We start from the raw sequence: 16,074 nt of genomic DNA, 5'->3' as shown, positions 1-16,074 counted from the left end.
TTCAGGTTATTTAACCTCTAAAGAGGTAAATTTAAATGTGTTTCCATCAAACAGTCCTTTGTCTGATAGCTTTAAAGATGGAATTACCAACAATGCCATAAAAGATAAGGTCATATACGGAGCTCGTAATTTACTACCTAATTGTTTTGCCATTACATCCAATTCTGCATAGGCTTTCCCTATTTCAACCGCTGGTTTATCTGACATAATTCCTGCTACTGGAAGAGGAACTACTTTTTCTTCGGATTCAGTTACCGCACAAACTCCTCCTTTATTCTCTATCAATAAGTTTACTGCCTTACAAATCAATTCATCGGATACTCCTACTGCAATAATATTATGTGAGTCATGACCAACAGAACTTGCTATGGCTCCTTCTTTTAGTCCGAAGTTTTTAATAAAGGCTATGGATGGTTCTGCACTTTCATAACGGTTTACTACCGTCATTTTCAATACATCATTCTCTACATCTGAAACTAAATTTCCATCTTTTATTAAAGAATCCGCCTCTATTTCATTCGTCACTAATTCTCCATCTAAGGCTTCAATCACTCGAATTTTTTCAGATGCTGAATGAAACTCAAAATCAGCAATATTTTTTTTATCAGTATCAAAATTATTTAGTAATTCAAAGTCTACATGTTGTACGAATGATTCTCCTTTTTCGGCTACTAATTTCCCATTGATATAGGTTTGTAACACCTTAAACTTTTGTAAGTCTTTTACTACTATAAAATCAGCATCATCTCCTTCGTTTAAAGTTCCTACATCCAAATTATAATGTTTTACTGGATTGATACAAGCAGCTTGTAATACTTTAAAAACATCTATTCCTTTCGCTACTGCACGCTCACATAATTGGTTGATATGTCCTAATAACAAATCATCTGGGTGCTTATCATCAGAACAAAACATCATGTTCTCATAATATTTAGGAAGTAAATCAATCAGTGCTTCGAAGTTTTTTGCAGCACTTCCTTCTCTAATGATGACTTTCATTCCTTTTTGTAATTTTTCTAATCCTTCTTCATAAGTGAAACATTCATGATCGGTATAAATTCCTACTGCTATGTATTTATCTAGATCCTCTCCTCTTAATCCCGGTGCATGTCCATCTACTGGTTTGTTATAATGTTTTGCCCAAGCTATTTTTTTCAAAACTTCTTCATCTTGATAAATTACTCCTGGATAGTTCATCATCTCTGCTAAATATTTGATATCAGGATTCTGCATCATTTTTTTGATGTCTTCTGAATCAATTACCGCTCCTGCACTTTCAAAAGAAGTTGCTGGCACGCATGATGGCGCTCCAAAATTGAATTTTAACGGAACTTTCTTTCCGTTTTCAACCATAAAGTCAACTCCTTTCACACCTAGCACATTGGCTATTTCATGTGGGTCAGATACCGTAGCTACGGTACCGTGAGTTACCGCTATTTTTGCAAACTCCGATGGCACTAACATCGAGCTTTCAATATGAATATGTGCATCTATAAATCCAGGTAAAATATAATTTTCTGAAGTGTTTTCTACCTCTCTAATTTGTATAATCTTTCCTTCTTTAACCTCAACTTCTCCTTTAAAGATTCGTTTATTTTGTATATCGACTATATTTCCCTGTACAATCATGCTAAAATTTATTTACTGCTAAAATACTGAGTATTTTTCATAAAAAAAGCATCCATAGTGGATGCTTTCTTAGTATTTATGTTTTAAAGGTTACGCTATTGGTCCACCTTTAATAATTTCCTCACTTGCCATTTCTTCAAACTGAGCAAAGTTCTTTCTGAATGAATTAGCTAACTCCATAGCTTTTGCATCATAAGCATCTTTATCTGCCCATGTTTGCTTTGGATTTAACACTTCATCAGGAACATTTTCACAAGTAGTTGGCATTGATAATCCAAAAATTGGGTGTTGTACAAATTCAACGTTTTCTAAATTACCTTGTAAAGCTTCAGTAATCATAGCACGAGTGTACTTTAATTTCATTCTGCTACCAGTACCGTAAGCACCACCTGTCCATCCAGTATTAATTAACCAAACGTTTACTCCTGCTTCTTGCATTTTCTTGCTTAACATTTCAGCGTAACGTGTTGGGTGTAATGGCATAAATGGAGCTCCAAAACAAGCTGAAAAACTTGGTAATGGCTCATTAATTCCAGCCTCAGTACCTGCTACTTTTGCTGTGTATCCAGAAATAAAGTGATATGCTGCTTGACCTGGTGTTAATTTAGATATTGGAGGCAATACTCCAAAAGCATCTGCTGTTAAGAAGAAGATGTTCTTTGGGTTTGCACCTTTAGATGGTGTTTGAATATTTTCAATGTGATAAATTGGATAACTTACACGTGTATTTTGTGTAATTGATGTATCAGCAAAATCCACATTTCCTTTATCATCCATCACAATATTTTCAAGGATTGCTCCTCTTTTAATTGCTCCGTAAATTTCTGGTTCTTTCTCTTGAGATAAGTCGATTACTTTTGCATAACAACCACCTTCAAAGTTAAAGATTGTGTTTTCAGCAGTCCAACCATGCTCATCATCACCAATTAAACTACGATTTGGATCCGTAGATAAAGTAGTTTTACCTGTACCTGATAACCCGAAGAAGATAGCTGTATCACCATCTTTACCAACGTTTGCAGAACAGTGCATTGGTAATGTGTTTTTAAATACTGGTAAAATAAAGTTTAACGCAGAAAAAATTCCTTTCTTAATTTCTCCTGTGTACCCTGTACCTCCAATTAATGCTACTTTTCTAGTAAAATTTAAGATAGCAAAGTTGTGTTGGCGTGTTCCATCTACTTCTGGATCAGCCATAAAACCTGGAGCGTTTACTACTGTCCATTCTGGAGAAAAGTTTTTTAACTCCTCTGCTGTAGGACGTAAAAACATGTTGTGTGCAAACATGTTACTCCAAGGATATTCGTTTACAACACGAATGTTTAGTTTGTAATCTTCATCTGCACATGCATAACTATCACGTACAAATACCTCTTTATTTGATAAATAGTTTGTTACTTTATCGTATAGCTTGTCAAATTTTTCTGAATCGAAAGGGATGTTTATATCTCCCCACCAAACTTGGTCTTTAGTTATATCGTCTTTAACGATAAAACGATCCATTGGAGAACGACCTGTAAACTCACCTGTTTTAACAGCCAATGCTCCAAAACTAGTTTCTACTCCTTGTTCTTTTTCAATAGTGATGTCGTGTAACTCGTCTGAAGTTAATTGATAACGAACCGTAGCGTCTTTTATTCCTAAGTTATCTAACGATATCGTTTTCGTATCAAGATTTGTCATCTTAAAAGATTTTAGTTGTGTTTAATTTTGGACAAAAATAGTTCTTTTTGATTAAAAAGATGAATGATACAAAGATTTTATCAACTTTAACTTTTAATAACTTTTTTTAAAAAGCTATATGTTAATAGGCTCCAACCCACAATTAATAGTATTCCTCCTAAAGGTGTTATAAACCAAATTGCTTTTGCAGGAACATTAGCTAAGTAAATTAAATATATCGATCCTGAAAACAATAAAATCCCTGCTATCAAGAAATAACTAATTCTGTTCTTTTCTTTGTTTGTAAACTCAGTAAACATGTTTACAAAAAGTAATAATAGTACATGAAAAAACTGATAGCGTACAGCGGTTTCAAAACTCTCTAAAGCTTCTGGTGTTAATTTCGTTTTTAAAGTGTGGGCTCCAAAAGCTCCTAAAATAACAGCAACGACTCCTAAAACCCCTGCTATTGTTAAATTTTTATACATTTTTATAGTTTTTGTTTAAATTTAAACTTTTTTAGCGATATTGTCGCCTCAAAATTTATTGATAACAAAAATACATTATAATGAGAAATATATTGATAATTGGTGCTGGTAGGTCAAGCTCTTCACTTATAAAATATTTATTAGATAAATCTTCAGAAGAGAACCTACATATAACTATTGGTGATGTTTCATTAGAAAGTGCTCAATCTAAAGTTAACAATCATTCAAACGCTACAGCAATTCAATTAGATGTTTTTAATGCAGAAGAACGCTCAAATGCAATTCAAAAAGCAGACATTGTTATTTCAATGTTACCCGCTCGTTTTCATATTGAAGTAGCTAAAGATTGCATTACTTATGGTAAACACATGGTTACTGCCTCATATATTTCTGATGAAATGAAAGCTTTAGATGAACAGGCTAAAGCTAAAGGGTTAGTGTTTATGAATGAAATTGGTCTTGATCCAGGAATTGACCACATGAGTGCTATGCAAGTTATTGATCGTATAAAGGAACAAGGAGGAAAAATGTTATTATTTGAATCTTTTTGTGGTGGATTGGTTGCTCCTGAAAGTGATACTAATTTATGGAACTATAAATTTACTTGGAATCCTAGAAACGTTGTATTAGCAGGTCAAGGTGGAGCTTCAATGTTTATTCAAGAAGGAACCTATAAGTATATCCCATATCAAAAACTATTTAGAAGGACTGAATTTTTAACTATTAATGGTAGTGGCAAGTTTGAAGCCTATGCTAACCGAGACTCTTTAAAGTATAGAAGCATTTATGGTCTAGAAGATATTAAAACCATGTATCGTGGAACTATTCGTAAAGTTGGTTTTTCTCGTGCTTGGAATGTATTTGTTCAATTAGGAATGACTGATGACACGTATACTATTGAAGACTCTGAGAATATGAGCTATCGCGATTTCACAAATCTTTTCTTAGCTTATTCTCCTTCTGATTCTGTAGAGTTGAAATTCCGTTCATATGCAAAGATTGATCAAGATGATTTAATGTGGGATAAATTTTTGGAGTTAGACATCTTCAACCCAAATAAAAAAGTAGGATTGAAAAACGCAACTCCTGCTGAAATTTTACAAAAAATATTGATGGATTCTTGGACCCTTGAAGCCGAAGATAAAGACATGATTGTAATGCACCATATTTTTGGATACCAATACAAAGAAGACAAGTTCCAAATAGAAAGTAGTATGGTTATTAAAGGTGATGATCAAACCTATACTGCAATGGCAAAAACGGTTGGTTTACCTGTAGCCATGGCTACCGTACGTATTTTAAATAATGATATTACAACTCCCGGTGTACAATTACCAATCAACAAAGAAGTATACGAGCCAATTTTAAAAGAGTTGGAAGATTACGGAATTAATTTTGTTGAAAAAGAAGTACCTTATTTAGGATATAATCCTGAAAGCATAAAAGGGTAAAACCTTTCTAAACTAACACAAAAGGCATCAATGTATTTGGTGCCTTTTTCTTTTAAAACTAAATAGAGTCTTTATAAAGTTAGTATTTTTACCTTTAAATACTACACTAGGATATGGCTGAAAGCATTTTAAAAAATCATATTAAAAGTTACACAAATCTTTCAGAAGAAGAATTAACTGAAGTACTTTCATTTTTTGACTGTCAGTCCTACAAGAAAAAAGAAGCTTTATTACCAACAAGTAACCGTTGTGATAAACTATTTTTTGTTGCTAAAGGTTGTTTACAATTATATTTTATTGATGATTTAGGCCACAAAAAAACTACACAATTTGCTTTGGAGAATTGGTGGCTAACTGATTTTTTAGCTTTTCAAAATCAAAAACGCTCTAACTTTACTATAGAGGCAGTTGAAAACTCTATAGTTTTATCAATCTCCTTTTCGAAATACAATGAATTATTAAGCAAATTCCCATTACTAGAAAAATATTTTAGAAGCATCTATGAAACAGCTTACGGAGCTGCTTTAATGCGCTTAAAATACATAAACAGCTACTCTAAGGAAGAAATGTTTTTTAGATTTAGAGAAGACTTCCCAGAGTTTGTACAACGAGTTCCTCAATATTCATTAGCCAGCTTTTTAGGGTTAACCCCTGAATACTTAAGTGAAATTAAAAGAAAGTAACATTTCTTAAGCTAGTTTATTTTTTACTGAAATCTTCTTAACTACCTTTGTACTTATATTAATTTAAGGGCATAATAGCATTATGAAAAATATGAAAAAAATCGTCGTTGTTGGCGGCGGTTTTGCTGGATTAGAACTTATAAAAGGATTAGGAAATTCAGAAAATTATCAGATTATTCTAGTAGATAGTAACAACTACAATTTCTTTCCTCCTTTAATCTACCAAGTATCCACAGGTTTTATGGAGCCATCTGCAATTAGCTATCCATTCAGAAAAATTTTAAGAAAATTTAAAAACGCCCGTTTTCGACTTGGCACCCTTGAAAAAGTTGTCCCAGAAGAAAACAAAATTGTGGTAAGTAATGGAGATATAGAGTATGATATCTTAGTAATGGCTACCGGTACAGAGACTAATTTTTTTGGAAATAAAAGCATTCAAAAGTATAGTTTACCTATGAAAACTATTAGTGATGCCTTATCTCTTAGAAATGTAATTTTAACTCGATTTGACCGTGCTACTAGAATCCACAATCCAGAGGAAAGAAAAAAGTGTTTAACTTTTGTAATTGCAGGAGCTGGACCTACTGGAGTTGAACTTTCAGGAATTTTGTCTGAAATAAAAACTTCTATCATCATAAAAGATTACCCCGAACTAGACAAAAATGACTTTGGAGAAATACATCTTATTGATGGCCAAAATTCTGTTTTAGCTCCAATGTCTAAAAAAGCACAAGAATACACTTCTAAAAAATTAAGTGAATTAGGTGTTAAGCTAACAATGAATACAATGGTTAATGACTTTGATGGCGAAACCGTGTATTTATCAAACGGAGAAGAAATACATACTAAAAACCTTATATGGGCAGCTGGTGTATCTGCAAAAACATTTGATGGCTTTTCAGAAGAAAGCTTTGGTCCTGGTAGAAGACTAAAAACAAATCAGTTTAACCTTGTACACTCATATGATAACATCTATGCTTTAGGTGACTGCGCCTTAATCTTAGGTGATAAAAACTATCCTAACGGACACCCACAATTAGCGCAACCAGCATTACAGCAGGCAAAGAACTTAGCTAAAAACCTTAAAAGGAAAGATGATAACTGGAAAACTTTCCAGTACAACGACAAAGGATCTTTAGCTATCATTGGACGAAATAAGGCTGTACTTGACTTCCCTGGTCAAAAACAATCCTTAAAAGGTTTTGTTGCTTGGCTAATTTGGATTTTTGTACATATCATGGGGCTTGTAAATTTTAAAAACAAAGTAAGAACTCTATACAACTGGTTAGGCTACTACATATACAAAGACCAATATTTTAGAATGATTATTAAACCTACTCAAAGAGATACTAAATAAAGTACGCATGAAAAATTTAAGTATTATCACACTACTAATTTTTACAATTATTACTGTTAGTTGTAATTCAGAAAAATCGAAAACAGATAACAAAGCTGAAAAAGTTGAACAAGTTCTATCTCCAAATGATACACTAACTAAGCACCTAAAACCATTTAATCCTGATCTACCAACTATTGGACTTTTAATGTTTAACGGAGTTTTACAAGGAGAAGTTATAGCAACGTCTGATGTTTTTGGTAAAGTAGACAAAAAAGGCAAACAACTTTTTAATGTAGTTACTATAGCTGAAACAGCTAAACCAATTACTACTGAAGAAGGAATGCATTTTGTTCCTGACTATACTTTTGATAATTGCCCTAAACTAGCAGCTTTATTTGTACCAAGTGCTTACGACATGTACGCACAAGTACACAACAATAAAGTTGTAGATTTTATAAAAACAAAAAATCAAGAGACCCAATACACTGTTAGTAATTGTGCTGGTGCTAATTTAATTGGTAAATCTGGCATAGCTGATGGTCATAAAATTGTAACATGGATTGGTGGTGGTGAGCAACTACAAAAAGATTACCCTAATTTAAAAGTTCAAAACGACAGTTTGGTAACTTTTATTAAAGATGGTAAATTTTTATCTTCAAACGGAAATTTAGCAAGTTATATTTCAGCTTTAGAACTACTCGAAATTATGACAAATACTGAACATAGAAAATTTATTGAAAGCTACTTATATCTGGATCAACTTAAAAACTGGGAAAAATAACAAAATTTAAAATCTTGTTAAAACTCAAGAAGCATCAGTATACTGATGCTTTTTTTATTACCAGTTCTAAAAAAATAATACATACATTTACCCCGATAAGTTCTTTACATACTTCATCAACCGGAAAGGTTTTACTTAGCTGTAGATTAATAGGGAATCGTGTGCAAATCACGAACTGTCGCGCAACTGTAAGTAACACACCAAAGGTTTTTATCCTAGAGTATCCACTGCCAAAAGCGGGAAGGATGATAAAAACTGTTATAAGTCAGGAGACCTGCCTATTCGGATATTGACAATGCTTTCGCGATTTGAAGCTTTTGGGTCATACCAATGATATATTTTAACGCACACTTTCTTCTATGAAATGCTGTGCTTTTTGGTATGTCATTATTTTTCCTCAAACATCACATCGTTTTTTAGCATTGCGAAGCATCTAAAAGAGCTTTTAAAATTAATGTTTAATTATAAAAGTTAAAAAGAAATGCAAACGCACATTCTTGGCTATCCGCGTATAGGTAGCAACAGAGAACTCAAAAAAGCCTGCGAGCAATATTGGTCGGGCAAAACTAGTTTACAGGAACTTCTTGAAACAGGAAAAAACATCTGTCAACAAAACTGGAAAACACAACAAGAAGCAGGAATAGACCTTATTCCTTGTAATGATTTTTCTTATTACGATCAAGTGTTAGATATGACACTTACTGTTGGCGCAATTCCTAAACGTTACAATGAAGTAGCTTTAAAAACTTCAAACCCGGAATTGGATCTTTATTTTGCCATGGCAAGAGGATATCAAAAAGATGATCTTGATATCACTGCTATGGAAATGACTAAATGGTTTGACACAAACTACCATTACATCGTTCCAGAGTTTTATAAAAATCAGGAATTTAAACTATTTTCTAACAAAATTATTAATGAGTTTGCTGGAGCCAAACAAGCAGGTGTTAATGCTAAACCTGTAATTATTGGTTTAGTTAGTTACCTCCTTTTAGGTAAAGAAAAAGAGGACGGTTTTGATAAATTAGATTTAGCCTCAAAACTACTTCCTGTATATATTGAAATTTTACAAGAGCTTCAAGTACAAGGTGCTGAATGGATTCAATTTGACGAACCTTTTTTAGCATTAGATTTAAACGAAAAAGCCAAAGAAACATATCAATTTGTCTATAATGAGATTAGGAAAAAGTTTCCTAATCTAAAGTTTATAGTCACTACCTACTTTGAAGGTTTAAAAGATAATCTCTCATTAGCTAATACACTTCCTATAGACGCTTTACACATCGATTTAGTTCGTTGTGAAGAACAATTAGATGATGTATTGAACACAATTACTGAAAACAAAACTTTATCATTAGGTATTGTAGATGGTAGAAATATTTGGAAAAATGATTTTGAAAAGTCCTTGCAACTCATTCAAAAAACTACAGATAAATTAGGTTCTGACAGAGTTTTTATAGCTCCTTCTTGTTCCTTATTACATTCTCCATGTGATTTAGATTTAGAGACATCTTTAGACAGCCAAATTAAACAATGGCTTGCTTTCGCTAAACAAAAACTCACAGAGGTAAGTTTGTTAAAAAAGTTATCTGAAAGTACGAATGATGAAACTGTTTTAACTGCTTTTGAAGAAAACAAAAAAGCTATAGCTAGTAGAAAGTCTTCTACATTAATTCACCACAATGATGTAAAACAGCGTGTTAATGCCGTTACTAAATTAGATTCTCAAAGAAAAAATGACTTTTCGGTTCGTAAAGAAGCACAAGAAAAAGTATTAAACTTACCTTTATTTCCTACCACAACTATTGGTTCATTCCCTCAAACCAAAGAGGTTAGAAGCTGGAGGGCTCAGTATAAAAAGGGAAATTTAAGTAGTGAGGAATATAGATATTTACTTAAAAAGGAAACTCAAAAAACCATTCAATGGCAAGAAAAAATAGATCTTGATGTATTAGTTCATGGTGAATATGAACGAAATGACATGGTAGAGTATTTTGGAGAACAGCTTGCTGGGGTTACTTTCACTAAAAAAGGTTGGGTTCAAAGTTATGGTAGTCGTTGTGTAAAACCTCCTATTATTTATGGCGATGTATACAGACCTCATCCAATGACTGTTTATTGGTCGCAATATGCTCAATCTTTAACTGACAAATGGGTTAAAGGTATGTTAACTGGCCCAGTTACTATTTTACAATGGTCGTTTGTTCGTAATGATCAACCTCGCTCAGTTACTTGTAAACAAATTGCGTTAGCTATTCGCGATGAAGTTGCTGATCTTGAAAAAGCAGGTATCCGAATTATTCAAATTGATGAACCAGCTATAAGAGAAGGACTTCCTTTACGAAAATCAGGCTGGGAAAATTATTTAAGATGGGCTGTTGAAGCTTTTAAAATTTCATCTTGCGGTGTAGATGACGCTACGCAAATACATACTCATATGTGCTATTCTGAATTTAACGATATTATTCAGAACATTGCTGATATGGATGCTGATGTTATTACTATTGAATGTTCACGCTCTCAAATGGAGTTACTAAACGCCTTTGCTGATTTTAAATATCCAAATGAAATTGGTCCTGGTGTTTATGACATTCATTCTCCTAGAGTTCCTTCTACCAAAGAAATGGTTGAACTCTTACACAAAGCTCAAAAAGTTATTCCAGCTTCTCTACTTTGGGTAAATCCAGATTGCGGTCTTAAAACTAGGCATTGGGATGAAACTGAAAAAGCATTACTTGCTATGGTTTCAGCTGCAAAAGAAGCTTCATTAAACTACAATACTAACACCTTAGAAACTGTAAACTAATAACGGTTTAAAAAGTGCCTGAATACTATCATGTTCGGGCACTAATCATACTAAAGAAATAAAAAATGACCACTGAAGAAAAAATAACACAATCGGAAACACGAATTTTCAAAGCCGTATTTCCAAATACAACCAATCATTATGATACACTGTTCGGAGGAACTGCCATGCAATTAATGGATGAAGTTGCTTTTATTACTGCAACACGATTTTGCAGACAAAAAGTTGTAACCGTAAGTAGTGATAAAATTGATTTTAAAAAACCTATTCCTGCTGGAACTATTATTGAGTTAACAGGAAAAGTGAGTTATATTGGTAATAAAAGTTTAAAAGTTACCGTTAAAATTTTTACTGAACAGATGTACTCTCAACATAGAGAAAAAGCCATCGAAGGTGAGTTCACTTTTGTTGCGATTGATGAAAATAAAAACCCAATAGCAGTTATAAAAACAGATACAGAGGAACTACATTGTTCACAACAAGAACAAAATTAAAGCTTCGAAAATGTAACCATACAAAAGGTTACATTTTCAAATAAAAATCTTTTGTAAGATTTATATAGGCATCAGTATACTGGTGCCTTTGTGTTTCTATAATTAATTCTTCTTCTTGTATAGAACTTTCAGTAAACGACAGCTCTAATAAACTACGTTTAACTTCAGTGGTAGGAGTTCCTTTTACTCGACAAACTCTGTTTAAGTATAAATTATACTTTTTAGCTAGCTTGATAAAATCCGCTTCTTCTTTGAATGGTATAATCGTTGAAAATCTTCCATTTTCGGACAATATTTCACTCACTCCTTTTAATAAGTCTTCAAAAGACAACGAACTCGTAAATCGTGCTTTATTTCTCGCAACATCTTCTGTTTCGTAGTTATCGGTATAAAATGGTGGGTTGGATACAATTATATCATACTCTTCTTCTTCCTCAGACATTTCTTCTGCAAATTCCACAAAAGAAGCATTGTAACAAAAGAGCCTATCCCCCCAATCTGATTGCTCAAAATTCTCTACAGTTTGTTCATAAGCATCTCCATCCACCTCTACCGCATCAATCGTCATGGCGTCACTTCGTTGTGCTAACATTAATGAAATAACACCTGTACCAGAACCAACATCTAGCATTGTATCTGGATAATCTCCTAAATTACACCATGCACCTAACAATACTGCATCGGTACCAACTTTCATTGCAGTTTTATCTTGATGTACCGCAAACTCTTTAAATTGAAATGGTTTCATTTATAAAAATCTTCCAAGGATTTTTTCTGCATTGAAAAACAAATACAATACAATAATTAATAAAATTACTAAGAACAATCCTCTTTTAGGATTTCCTCTTTTTCGATTACCGAAACGTCTTTTAAACTCCATCTGTTTGTTTTCTAATTTTTACCCCGATTACTTAAAGTATTACTTCCTAACTTTAGTTCTACAAAGCTTTTAGCTGCGCTGAATATTACTCGCCTACTTTCGTAGCTCGTAACATTTCTCTTTTTCCTGGAGGCCCAGGTAAGCGCTCTACATCAAACCCTACTGCTTGCATTGCTCGTCGTACACTTCCTTTAGCTGAGTAAGTTACTAAAACCCCTTCTGGTTTTAACGCAGCAAACATAATTCTAAAAATATCTTCTGTCCACAAGTCAGGTTGTACTCTTGCTCCAAAGGCATCAAAATAAATCAAATCAAATTGATTTTCATCAGTAATTTCAGCAAAAAACTGTTTACGCTTAGTCAATGAAAAATTAGGAGTAATATTGTGCTTTTCTTCCCAAGAAACTTCGTGAATTTTATCAAAAAGGTCTTGTTTGTCTCCTGCCTCTAACTCTGAAACATAATTTAGTTTCTCTACTTCTTCCTTGGCTACTGGATAAGCTTCAACCCCAACGTAATCAATATTTATATCTGCTTCTAAAAGCGTAATAAAACAATTGAGTCCTGTACCAAAACCTATTTCTAAAATAGAAACACTTTTAGTATCTACATACTTTAGTCCATTTCTAATAAATACATGATATGCCTCTTGTATTGCGCCATGCTTAGAATGATATTGCTCATTCCAATCTGGTAAATGAATGGTTGTAGAACCATCAGACGTTATGATAATTTCTCGTTTTATAACTAAACTATTTAATCAGTAACTTTTTAATTCTTGGTATTGGTCCTGTGCAAGTTGTTTTATGACAAGCAATACAACTGTTTACTGCTTGGTTAAAATTTTGTTTTAAAGAATCTTTTGATCCCGAATACACTTGCTGTAAATTTTGAATATACTGTTTTGAAAAAGCTTCAAAACTTACATTCCTATCTGCTGGATCAGTTAAAACTGCAGAGTGAATATTCAAGTAATTTTCAGGAAATTCACCTATTGATTCTCCTTCTAGAATCTTATTCTTAATTGTCATATTTCCTTCATACATAGCATTCATTAAAGCTGCCATTTCTGAAGATTGATACATAATAAGTTCTTCTTTTTGTTCTTCCTTTTTCTCTTTACAAGAAAAAAGCGCCAAAGACATCAATAAAACAATAATTAATTGTTTCATTATTTCTTCATTAATACTCCATCTGCCTCAAAAGCATAGGTATATTTTGGTTCTGTAATTTTTGCTATTTCTTCTTCCGATTTTCCAGCGTCTTTGGCATAATGTTGTAATTCATCTACAGAAATCTCAGTAACAAAAGCTTTACCATTTACTATCACCTCTTTATTATCTGCATTTAAAGGCATAAAAAAACCGTAATCTTTAAAACGTACCATTGATTCTTGTTTTTCACCCAAATCTAACTTCATCCAACATCCCTTTTTCTTACATACCTCATTAATTGTTGAAGTGAATTTTATGTTTAGGGTATCTCCTTTTTTTAAATTTTTGAATTTAGTTCGCATTTCTTCAGCAGAAATAGCATCTGCATCTGAAATTTCTTCTCCAAATGATGCATATTCTACTTTTTGTTCTTTAGCATTGTTTACATCAGGTTTTTCATTCTTTTTTTCAACCTTACAAGAAATAAATGCTATGCTCAAAACCATAGCAAAAACTAGTAGTCTTTTCATTTTCAAAATTTTAAAATTAACATTCAACAAATATACTTATATTTCTTCTAGCAAGGTGCTAAACTTAAAATATACCACTAGATTTCGTATCTTCGTGGCACTTCTAAAAACAACAACACAATGAATATTGATATTGAGCTTATAAAAGAGTCAAAAATAGATAAGATAGATTTTAACAACTTAGCATTTGGTCGCACTTTTACTGACCATATGTTAGTCTGTGATTTTGCCGACGGAGAATGGAAAACACCAAAGATTATGCCTTACGGGCCTTTATCTTTCGAACCTTCGGCTAGAGTTTTTCATTACGGACAAGCTGTTTTTGAAGGAATGAAAGCTTACAAGGATGATAATGATGATGTGTTTTTATTTCGTCCAGATGAAAACTTTCATAGAATTAATAAATCTGGCGCTCGCTTAGCGATGCCTCCAGTTCCTGAAAATGTATTTTTTGAAGGGTTAAAAAAACTTCTTGAGTTAGACAATGCTTGGATTAAAAAGGGTATTGGAAACTCATTATATATCCGTCCATTTATTATTGCTTCTGAAGGTGCAATCGCTGCTTCTCCTGCTGAGGAATACAAGTTTATTATTATTTGTTCGCCTGCTCAAGCATATTACGCTGGTGAGGTTCGTGTTCTTTTTGCTGAAAAGTATAGTCGTTCTGCTGATGGAGGTGTTGGATTCGCAAAAGCTGCTGGTAACTATGCAGCACAATTTTATCCTACCAGTTTAGCACATAAAGAAGGGTATCAACAAATTGTTTGGACAGATGCTAATACACATGAGTATCTTGAAGAAGCTGGTACTATGAATATCTTTTTTAGAATAGGAGACAAACTTGTAACTGCCCCAACTAATGATCGCATTTTAGATGGAGTTACTCGTAAATCAATCATTCAGCTTGCTAAAGATTATGATATAGACACTGAAGTAAGAAGAGTGTCGGTTGCTGAAATTAAAGAAGCAGCAAAAAAAGGGGAGCTAAAAGAAATTTTTGGTTCTGGTACTGCTGCTGTAATTAACCCTATAAAAGGTTTTAAACATCAAAATGATTCTTTTGAACTACCTGAAATAAGTGATTCTTATGCTTCTTTCTTTAAAGAAAAACTACTTAATATTCAGTACAACAAATTAGAGGACAAGCATAACTGGAGAGTTAAAATTTAATCATTTCATTTAAAAAAGCTATATTAGTAAACAGAATTAGGTTATTTTAACAAAAAATTCTAAAGAAATGAGAAATATTATACCTGCTTTATTATCGATAGGAGTTGGTTTTGCTATTTCATTTTTTGGATTAGATTTTTATTCTGATTCATTAGAAAATGAAAATAATATCATAGCTCAAAGTAGTGAGGTTACTGCTCCTGTAGAAACTTCTTCTGAGGAAGAAGAGGAAGCTCCTGTAGAAAACTTAACTGTTAATGAATCTTCAGCTAACTCAGGTTCAATTGACACTGAAAATATTCAGAAAAGTTTTGACAACTGGGAATCTTACACAAAGGAAAACATTGATTTAATGTCTACTTTTATTCCTTTAGATGATGAGGGAGCTGTTATGGAAAAAGGAATCTTTTTAACCTTGCTTCGTACTGGTGCTTACATCCCTGTTAAATCTGAAAAAGATGGTAAAGTACAATATCAACTTACAGGTATTGATAATTCTGCAGACGAAAAAATTAAGAAATCAATTGTTAGTAAAGCTTCAATAGCACATCAGTATTTTAAAATGGAGGGTAAAAAACTTCCTGATTACAATTTTGTTGATTTAAAAGGTAAAGCACACAATAAAGCGGATACAAAAGGAAAATTGTTAGTAATTAAATGTTGGTTTATTACTTGTAAAGTATGTGTTGAAGAGTTTCCTCAATTAAATGAACTTGTAGACAAGTACAAAGATGATAAAATAGAGTTTGTTAGTTTGGCTTTTGATAAAAAAGATGAGCTTGTTGAGTTTTTAGAAACTAAAGAGTTTAAATATCCAACTATTCCTGAACAAAAGGATTATATGGCCAAAAAACTAAAAGTAAAACAATATCCTACTCATTTAATTGTAGATGCTAATGGTATTATTATTAAAATGGTTAGTAATGTAAAAACATTAACATCAGAATTAGAAAGAATTATGGGTAAATAAATAGAAAAACAAAATGTAAAAAAGCTCCTCAATGAGG

Annotated in this window: 15 protein-coding genes and 1 riboswitch; of the genes, 8 read left to right on the top strand and 7 right to left on the bottom strand. The window is 32.6% G+C overall.

The features are described 5' to 3' along the window. Nucleotides 1–6: 6 nt before the first annotated feature. The 3 genes from ade to VCM48_RS13030 form a co-directional block, all read right to left on the bottom strand. Nucleotides 7–1,629 carry an adenine deaminase gene (gene ade, locus VCM48_RS13040; RefSeq protein ID WP_482270786.1) on the bottom strand — a complete coding sequence of 541 codons (1,623 nt, stop codon included), beginning with the start codon at nucleotides 1,627–1,629 and terminating at the stop codon, nucleotides 7–9. A 90-nt stretch (nucleotides 1,630–1,719) separates the two neighbouring features. Beyond that, a complete protein-coding gene (gene pckA, locus VCM48_RS13035) occupies nucleotides 1,720–3,312 on the bottom strand; it encodes a phosphoenolpyruvate carboxykinase (ATP) (RefSeq protein ID WP_274639154.1) in 1,593 nt (530 codons plus the stop codon). 86 nt (nucleotides 3,313–3,398) lie between these two features. Next, nucleotides 3,399–3,779 (bottom strand): DUF423 domain-containing protein, encoded by a 381-nt coding sequence (locus VCM48_RS13030; protein ID WP_482270785.1) that lies wholly within the window; start codon nucleotides 3,777–3,779, stop codon nucleotides 3,399–3,401. An 80-nt stretch (nucleotides 3,780–3,859) separates the two neighbouring features. Between VCM48_RS13030 and VCM48_RS13025 the strand changes: the two genes are divergently transcribed. The 6 genes from VCM48_RS13025 (at nucleotide 3,860) to VCM48_RS13000 (ending at nucleotide 11,333) form a co-directional block, all read left to right on the top strand. After that, nucleotides 3,860–5,230 (top strand): saccharopine dehydrogenase family protein, encoded by a 1,371-nt coding sequence (locus VCM48_RS13025; protein ID WP_482270784.1) that lies wholly within the window; start codon nucleotides 3,860–3,862, stop codon nucleotides 5,228–5,230. 113 nt (nucleotides 5,231–5,343) lie between these two features. Beyond that, nucleotides 5,344–5,913, top strand: coding sequence for a Crp/Fnr family transcriptional regulator (locus VCM48_RS13020; protein WP_482270783.1), 570 nt, complete (start codon nucleotides 5,344–5,346; stop codon nucleotides 5,911–5,913). A gap of 82 nt (nucleotides 5,914–5,995) precedes the next feature. Further along, nucleotides 5,996–7,270 (top strand): NAD(P)/FAD-dependent oxidoreductase, encoded by a 1,275-nt coding sequence (locus VCM48_RS13015; RefSeq protein ID WP_482270782.1) that lies wholly within the window; start codon nucleotides 5,996–5,998, stop codon nucleotides 7,268–7,270. A gap of 7 nt (nucleotides 7,271–7,277) precedes the next feature. Next, nucleotides 7,278–8,033, top strand: coding sequence for a DJ-1/PfpI family protein (locus tag VCM48_RS13010; protein WP_482270781.1), 756 nt, complete (start codon nucleotides 7,278–7,280; stop codon nucleotides 8,031–8,033). A 109-nt stretch (nucleotides 8,034–8,142) separates the two neighbouring features. Beyond that, nucleotides 8,143–8,329, top strand: a riboswitch (cobalamin riboswitch). A 185-nt stretch (nucleotides 8,330–8,514) separates the two neighbouring features. Continuing rightward, the gene (gene metE, locus VCM48_RS13005; RefSeq protein ID WP_482270780.1) at nucleotides 8,515–10,839 is read left to right on the top strand and encodes a 5-methyltetrahydropteroyltriglutamate--homocysteine S-methyltransferase; all 2,325 of its coding nucleotides are present in this window, start codon (nucleotides 8,515–8,517) and stop codon (nucleotides 10,837–10,839) included. 65 nt (nucleotides 10,840–10,904) lie between these two features. Beyond that, a complete protein-coding gene (locus VCM48_RS13000; RefSeq protein WP_482270779.1) occupies nucleotides 10,905–11,333 on the top strand; it encodes an acyl-CoA thioesterase in 429 nt (142 codons plus the stop codon). A gap of 28 nt (nucleotides 11,334–11,361) precedes the next feature. Here the strand turns inward: VCM48_RS13000 and VCM48_RS12995 are convergent, their stop codons facing one another. The 4 genes from VCM48_RS12995 to VCM48_RS12980 all read right to left on the bottom strand — a co-directional run bounded on the left by VCM48_RS12995 (nucleotide 11,362) and on the right by VCM48_RS12980 (nucleotide 13,897). Further along, nucleotides 11,362–12,081 (bottom strand): tRNA1(Val) (adenine(37)-N6)-methyltransferase, encoded by a 720-nt coding sequence (locus VCM48_RS12995; RefSeq protein WP_482270778.1) that lies wholly within the window; start codon nucleotides 12,079–12,081, stop codon nucleotides 11,362–11,364. Nucleotides 12,082–12,298: 217 nt separating this feature from the next. Then, nucleotides 12,299–12,958 carry a tRNA (5-methylaminomethyl-2-thiouridine)(34)-methyltransferase MnmC2 gene (mnmC2, locus tag VCM48_RS12990; RefSeq protein ID WP_482272227.1) on the bottom strand — a complete coding sequence of 220 codons (660 nt, stop codon included), beginning with the start codon at nucleotides 12,956–12,958 and terminating at the stop codon, nucleotides 12,299–12,301. A 7-nt stretch (nucleotides 12,959–12,965) separates the two neighbouring features. Further along, nucleotides 12,966–13,385, bottom strand: coding sequence for a hypothetical protein (locus VCM48_RS12985; RefSeq protein ID WP_274639144.1), 420 nt, complete (start codon nucleotides 13,383–13,385; stop codon nucleotides 12,966–12,968). Continuing rightward, nucleotides 13,385–13,897 (bottom strand): DUF4920 domain-containing protein, encoded by a 513-nt coding sequence (locus VCM48_RS12980; RefSeq protein ID WP_482270777.1) that lies wholly within the window; start codon nucleotides 13,895–13,897, stop codon nucleotides 13,385–13,387. Before VCM48_RS12980 ends, VCM48_RS12985 begins: the two co-directional genes overlap by 1 nt. Nucleotides 13,898–14,017: 120 nt before the next feature. Between VCM48_RS12980 and VCM48_RS12975 the strand changes: the two genes are divergently transcribed. Next, on the top strand, nucleotides 14,018–15,067 hold the full coding sequence (locus VCM48_RS12975; protein WP_482270776.1) for a branched-chain amino acid aminotransferase: 1,050 nt from the start codon (nucleotides 14,018–14,020) through the stop codon (nucleotides 15,065–15,067). A gap of 67 nt (nucleotides 15,068–15,134) precedes the next feature. Then, a complete protein-coding gene (locus tag VCM48_RS12970) occupies nucleotides 15,135–16,037 on the top strand; it encodes a TlpA family protein disulfide reductase (protein ID WP_482270775.1) in 903 nt (300 codons plus the stop codon). The last annotated feature ends 37 nt before the right edge of the window (nucleotides 16,038–16,074 follow it).

This window comes from Tenacibaculum sp. DPLXC6, from assembly GCF_056815515.1.
This window is presented reverse-complemented; position numbering and strand designations above follow the sequence as displayed.

What these genes read in the sequence shown, in the direction of transcription:
- ade (WP_482270786.1), bottom strand. Translation starts at nt 1,629, where the DNA reads ATGATTGTACAGGGAAATATAGTCGATATACAAAATAAACGAATCTTT.
- pckA (WP_274639154.1), bottom strand. Translation starts at nt 3,312, where the DNA reads ATGACAAATCTTGATACGAAAACGATATCGTTAGATAACTTAGGAATA.
- VCM48_RS13030 (WP_482270785.1), bottom strand. Translation starts at nt 3,779, where the DNA reads ATGTATAAAAATTTAACAATAGCAGGGGTTTTAGGAGTCGTTGCTGTT.
- VCM48_RS13025 (WP_482270784.1), top strand. Translation starts at nt 3,860, where the DNA reads ATGAGAAATATATTGATAATTGGTGCTGGTAGGTCAAGCTCTTCACTT.
- VCM48_RS13020 (WP_482270783.1), top strand. Translation starts at nt 5,344, where the DNA reads ATGGCTGAAAGCATTTTAAAAAATCATATTAAAAGTTACACAAATCTT.
- VCM48_RS13015 (WP_482270782.1), top strand. Translation starts at nt 5,996, where the DNA reads ATGAAAAATATGAAAAAAATCGTCGTTGTTGGCGGCGGTTTTGCTGGA.
- VCM48_RS13010 (WP_482270781.1), top strand. Translation starts at nt 7,278, where the DNA reads ATGAAAAATTTAAGTATTATCACACTACTAATTTTTACAATTATTACT.
- metE (WP_482270780.1), top strand. Translation starts at nt 8,515, where the DNA reads ATGCAAACGCACATTCTTGGCTATCCGCGTATAGGTAGCAACAGAGAA.
- VCM48_RS13000 (WP_482270779.1), top strand. Translation starts at nt 10,905, where the DNA reads ATGACCACTGAAGAAAAAATAACACAATCGGAAACACGAATTTTCAAA.
- VCM48_RS12995 (WP_482270778.1), bottom strand. Translation starts at nt 12,081, where the DNA reads ATGAAACCATTTCAATTTAAAGAGTTTGCGGTACATCAAGATAAAACT.
- VCM48_RS12985 (WP_274639144.1), bottom strand. Translation starts at nt 13,385, where the DNA reads ATGAAACAATTAATTATTGTTTTATTGATGTCTTTGGCGCTTTTTTCT.
- VCM48_RS12980 (WP_482270777.1), bottom strand. Translation starts at nt 13,897, where the DNA reads ATGAAAAGACTACTAGTTTTTGCTATGGTTTTGAGCATAGCATTTATT.
- VCM48_RS12975 (WP_482270776.1), top strand. Translation starts at nt 14,018, where the DNA reads ATGAATATTGATATTGAGCTTATAAAAGAGTCAAAAATAGATAAGATA.
- VCM48_RS12970 (WP_482270775.1), top strand. Translation starts at nt 15,135, where the DNA reads ATGAGAAATATTATACCTGCTTTATTATCGATAGGAGTTGGTTTTGCT.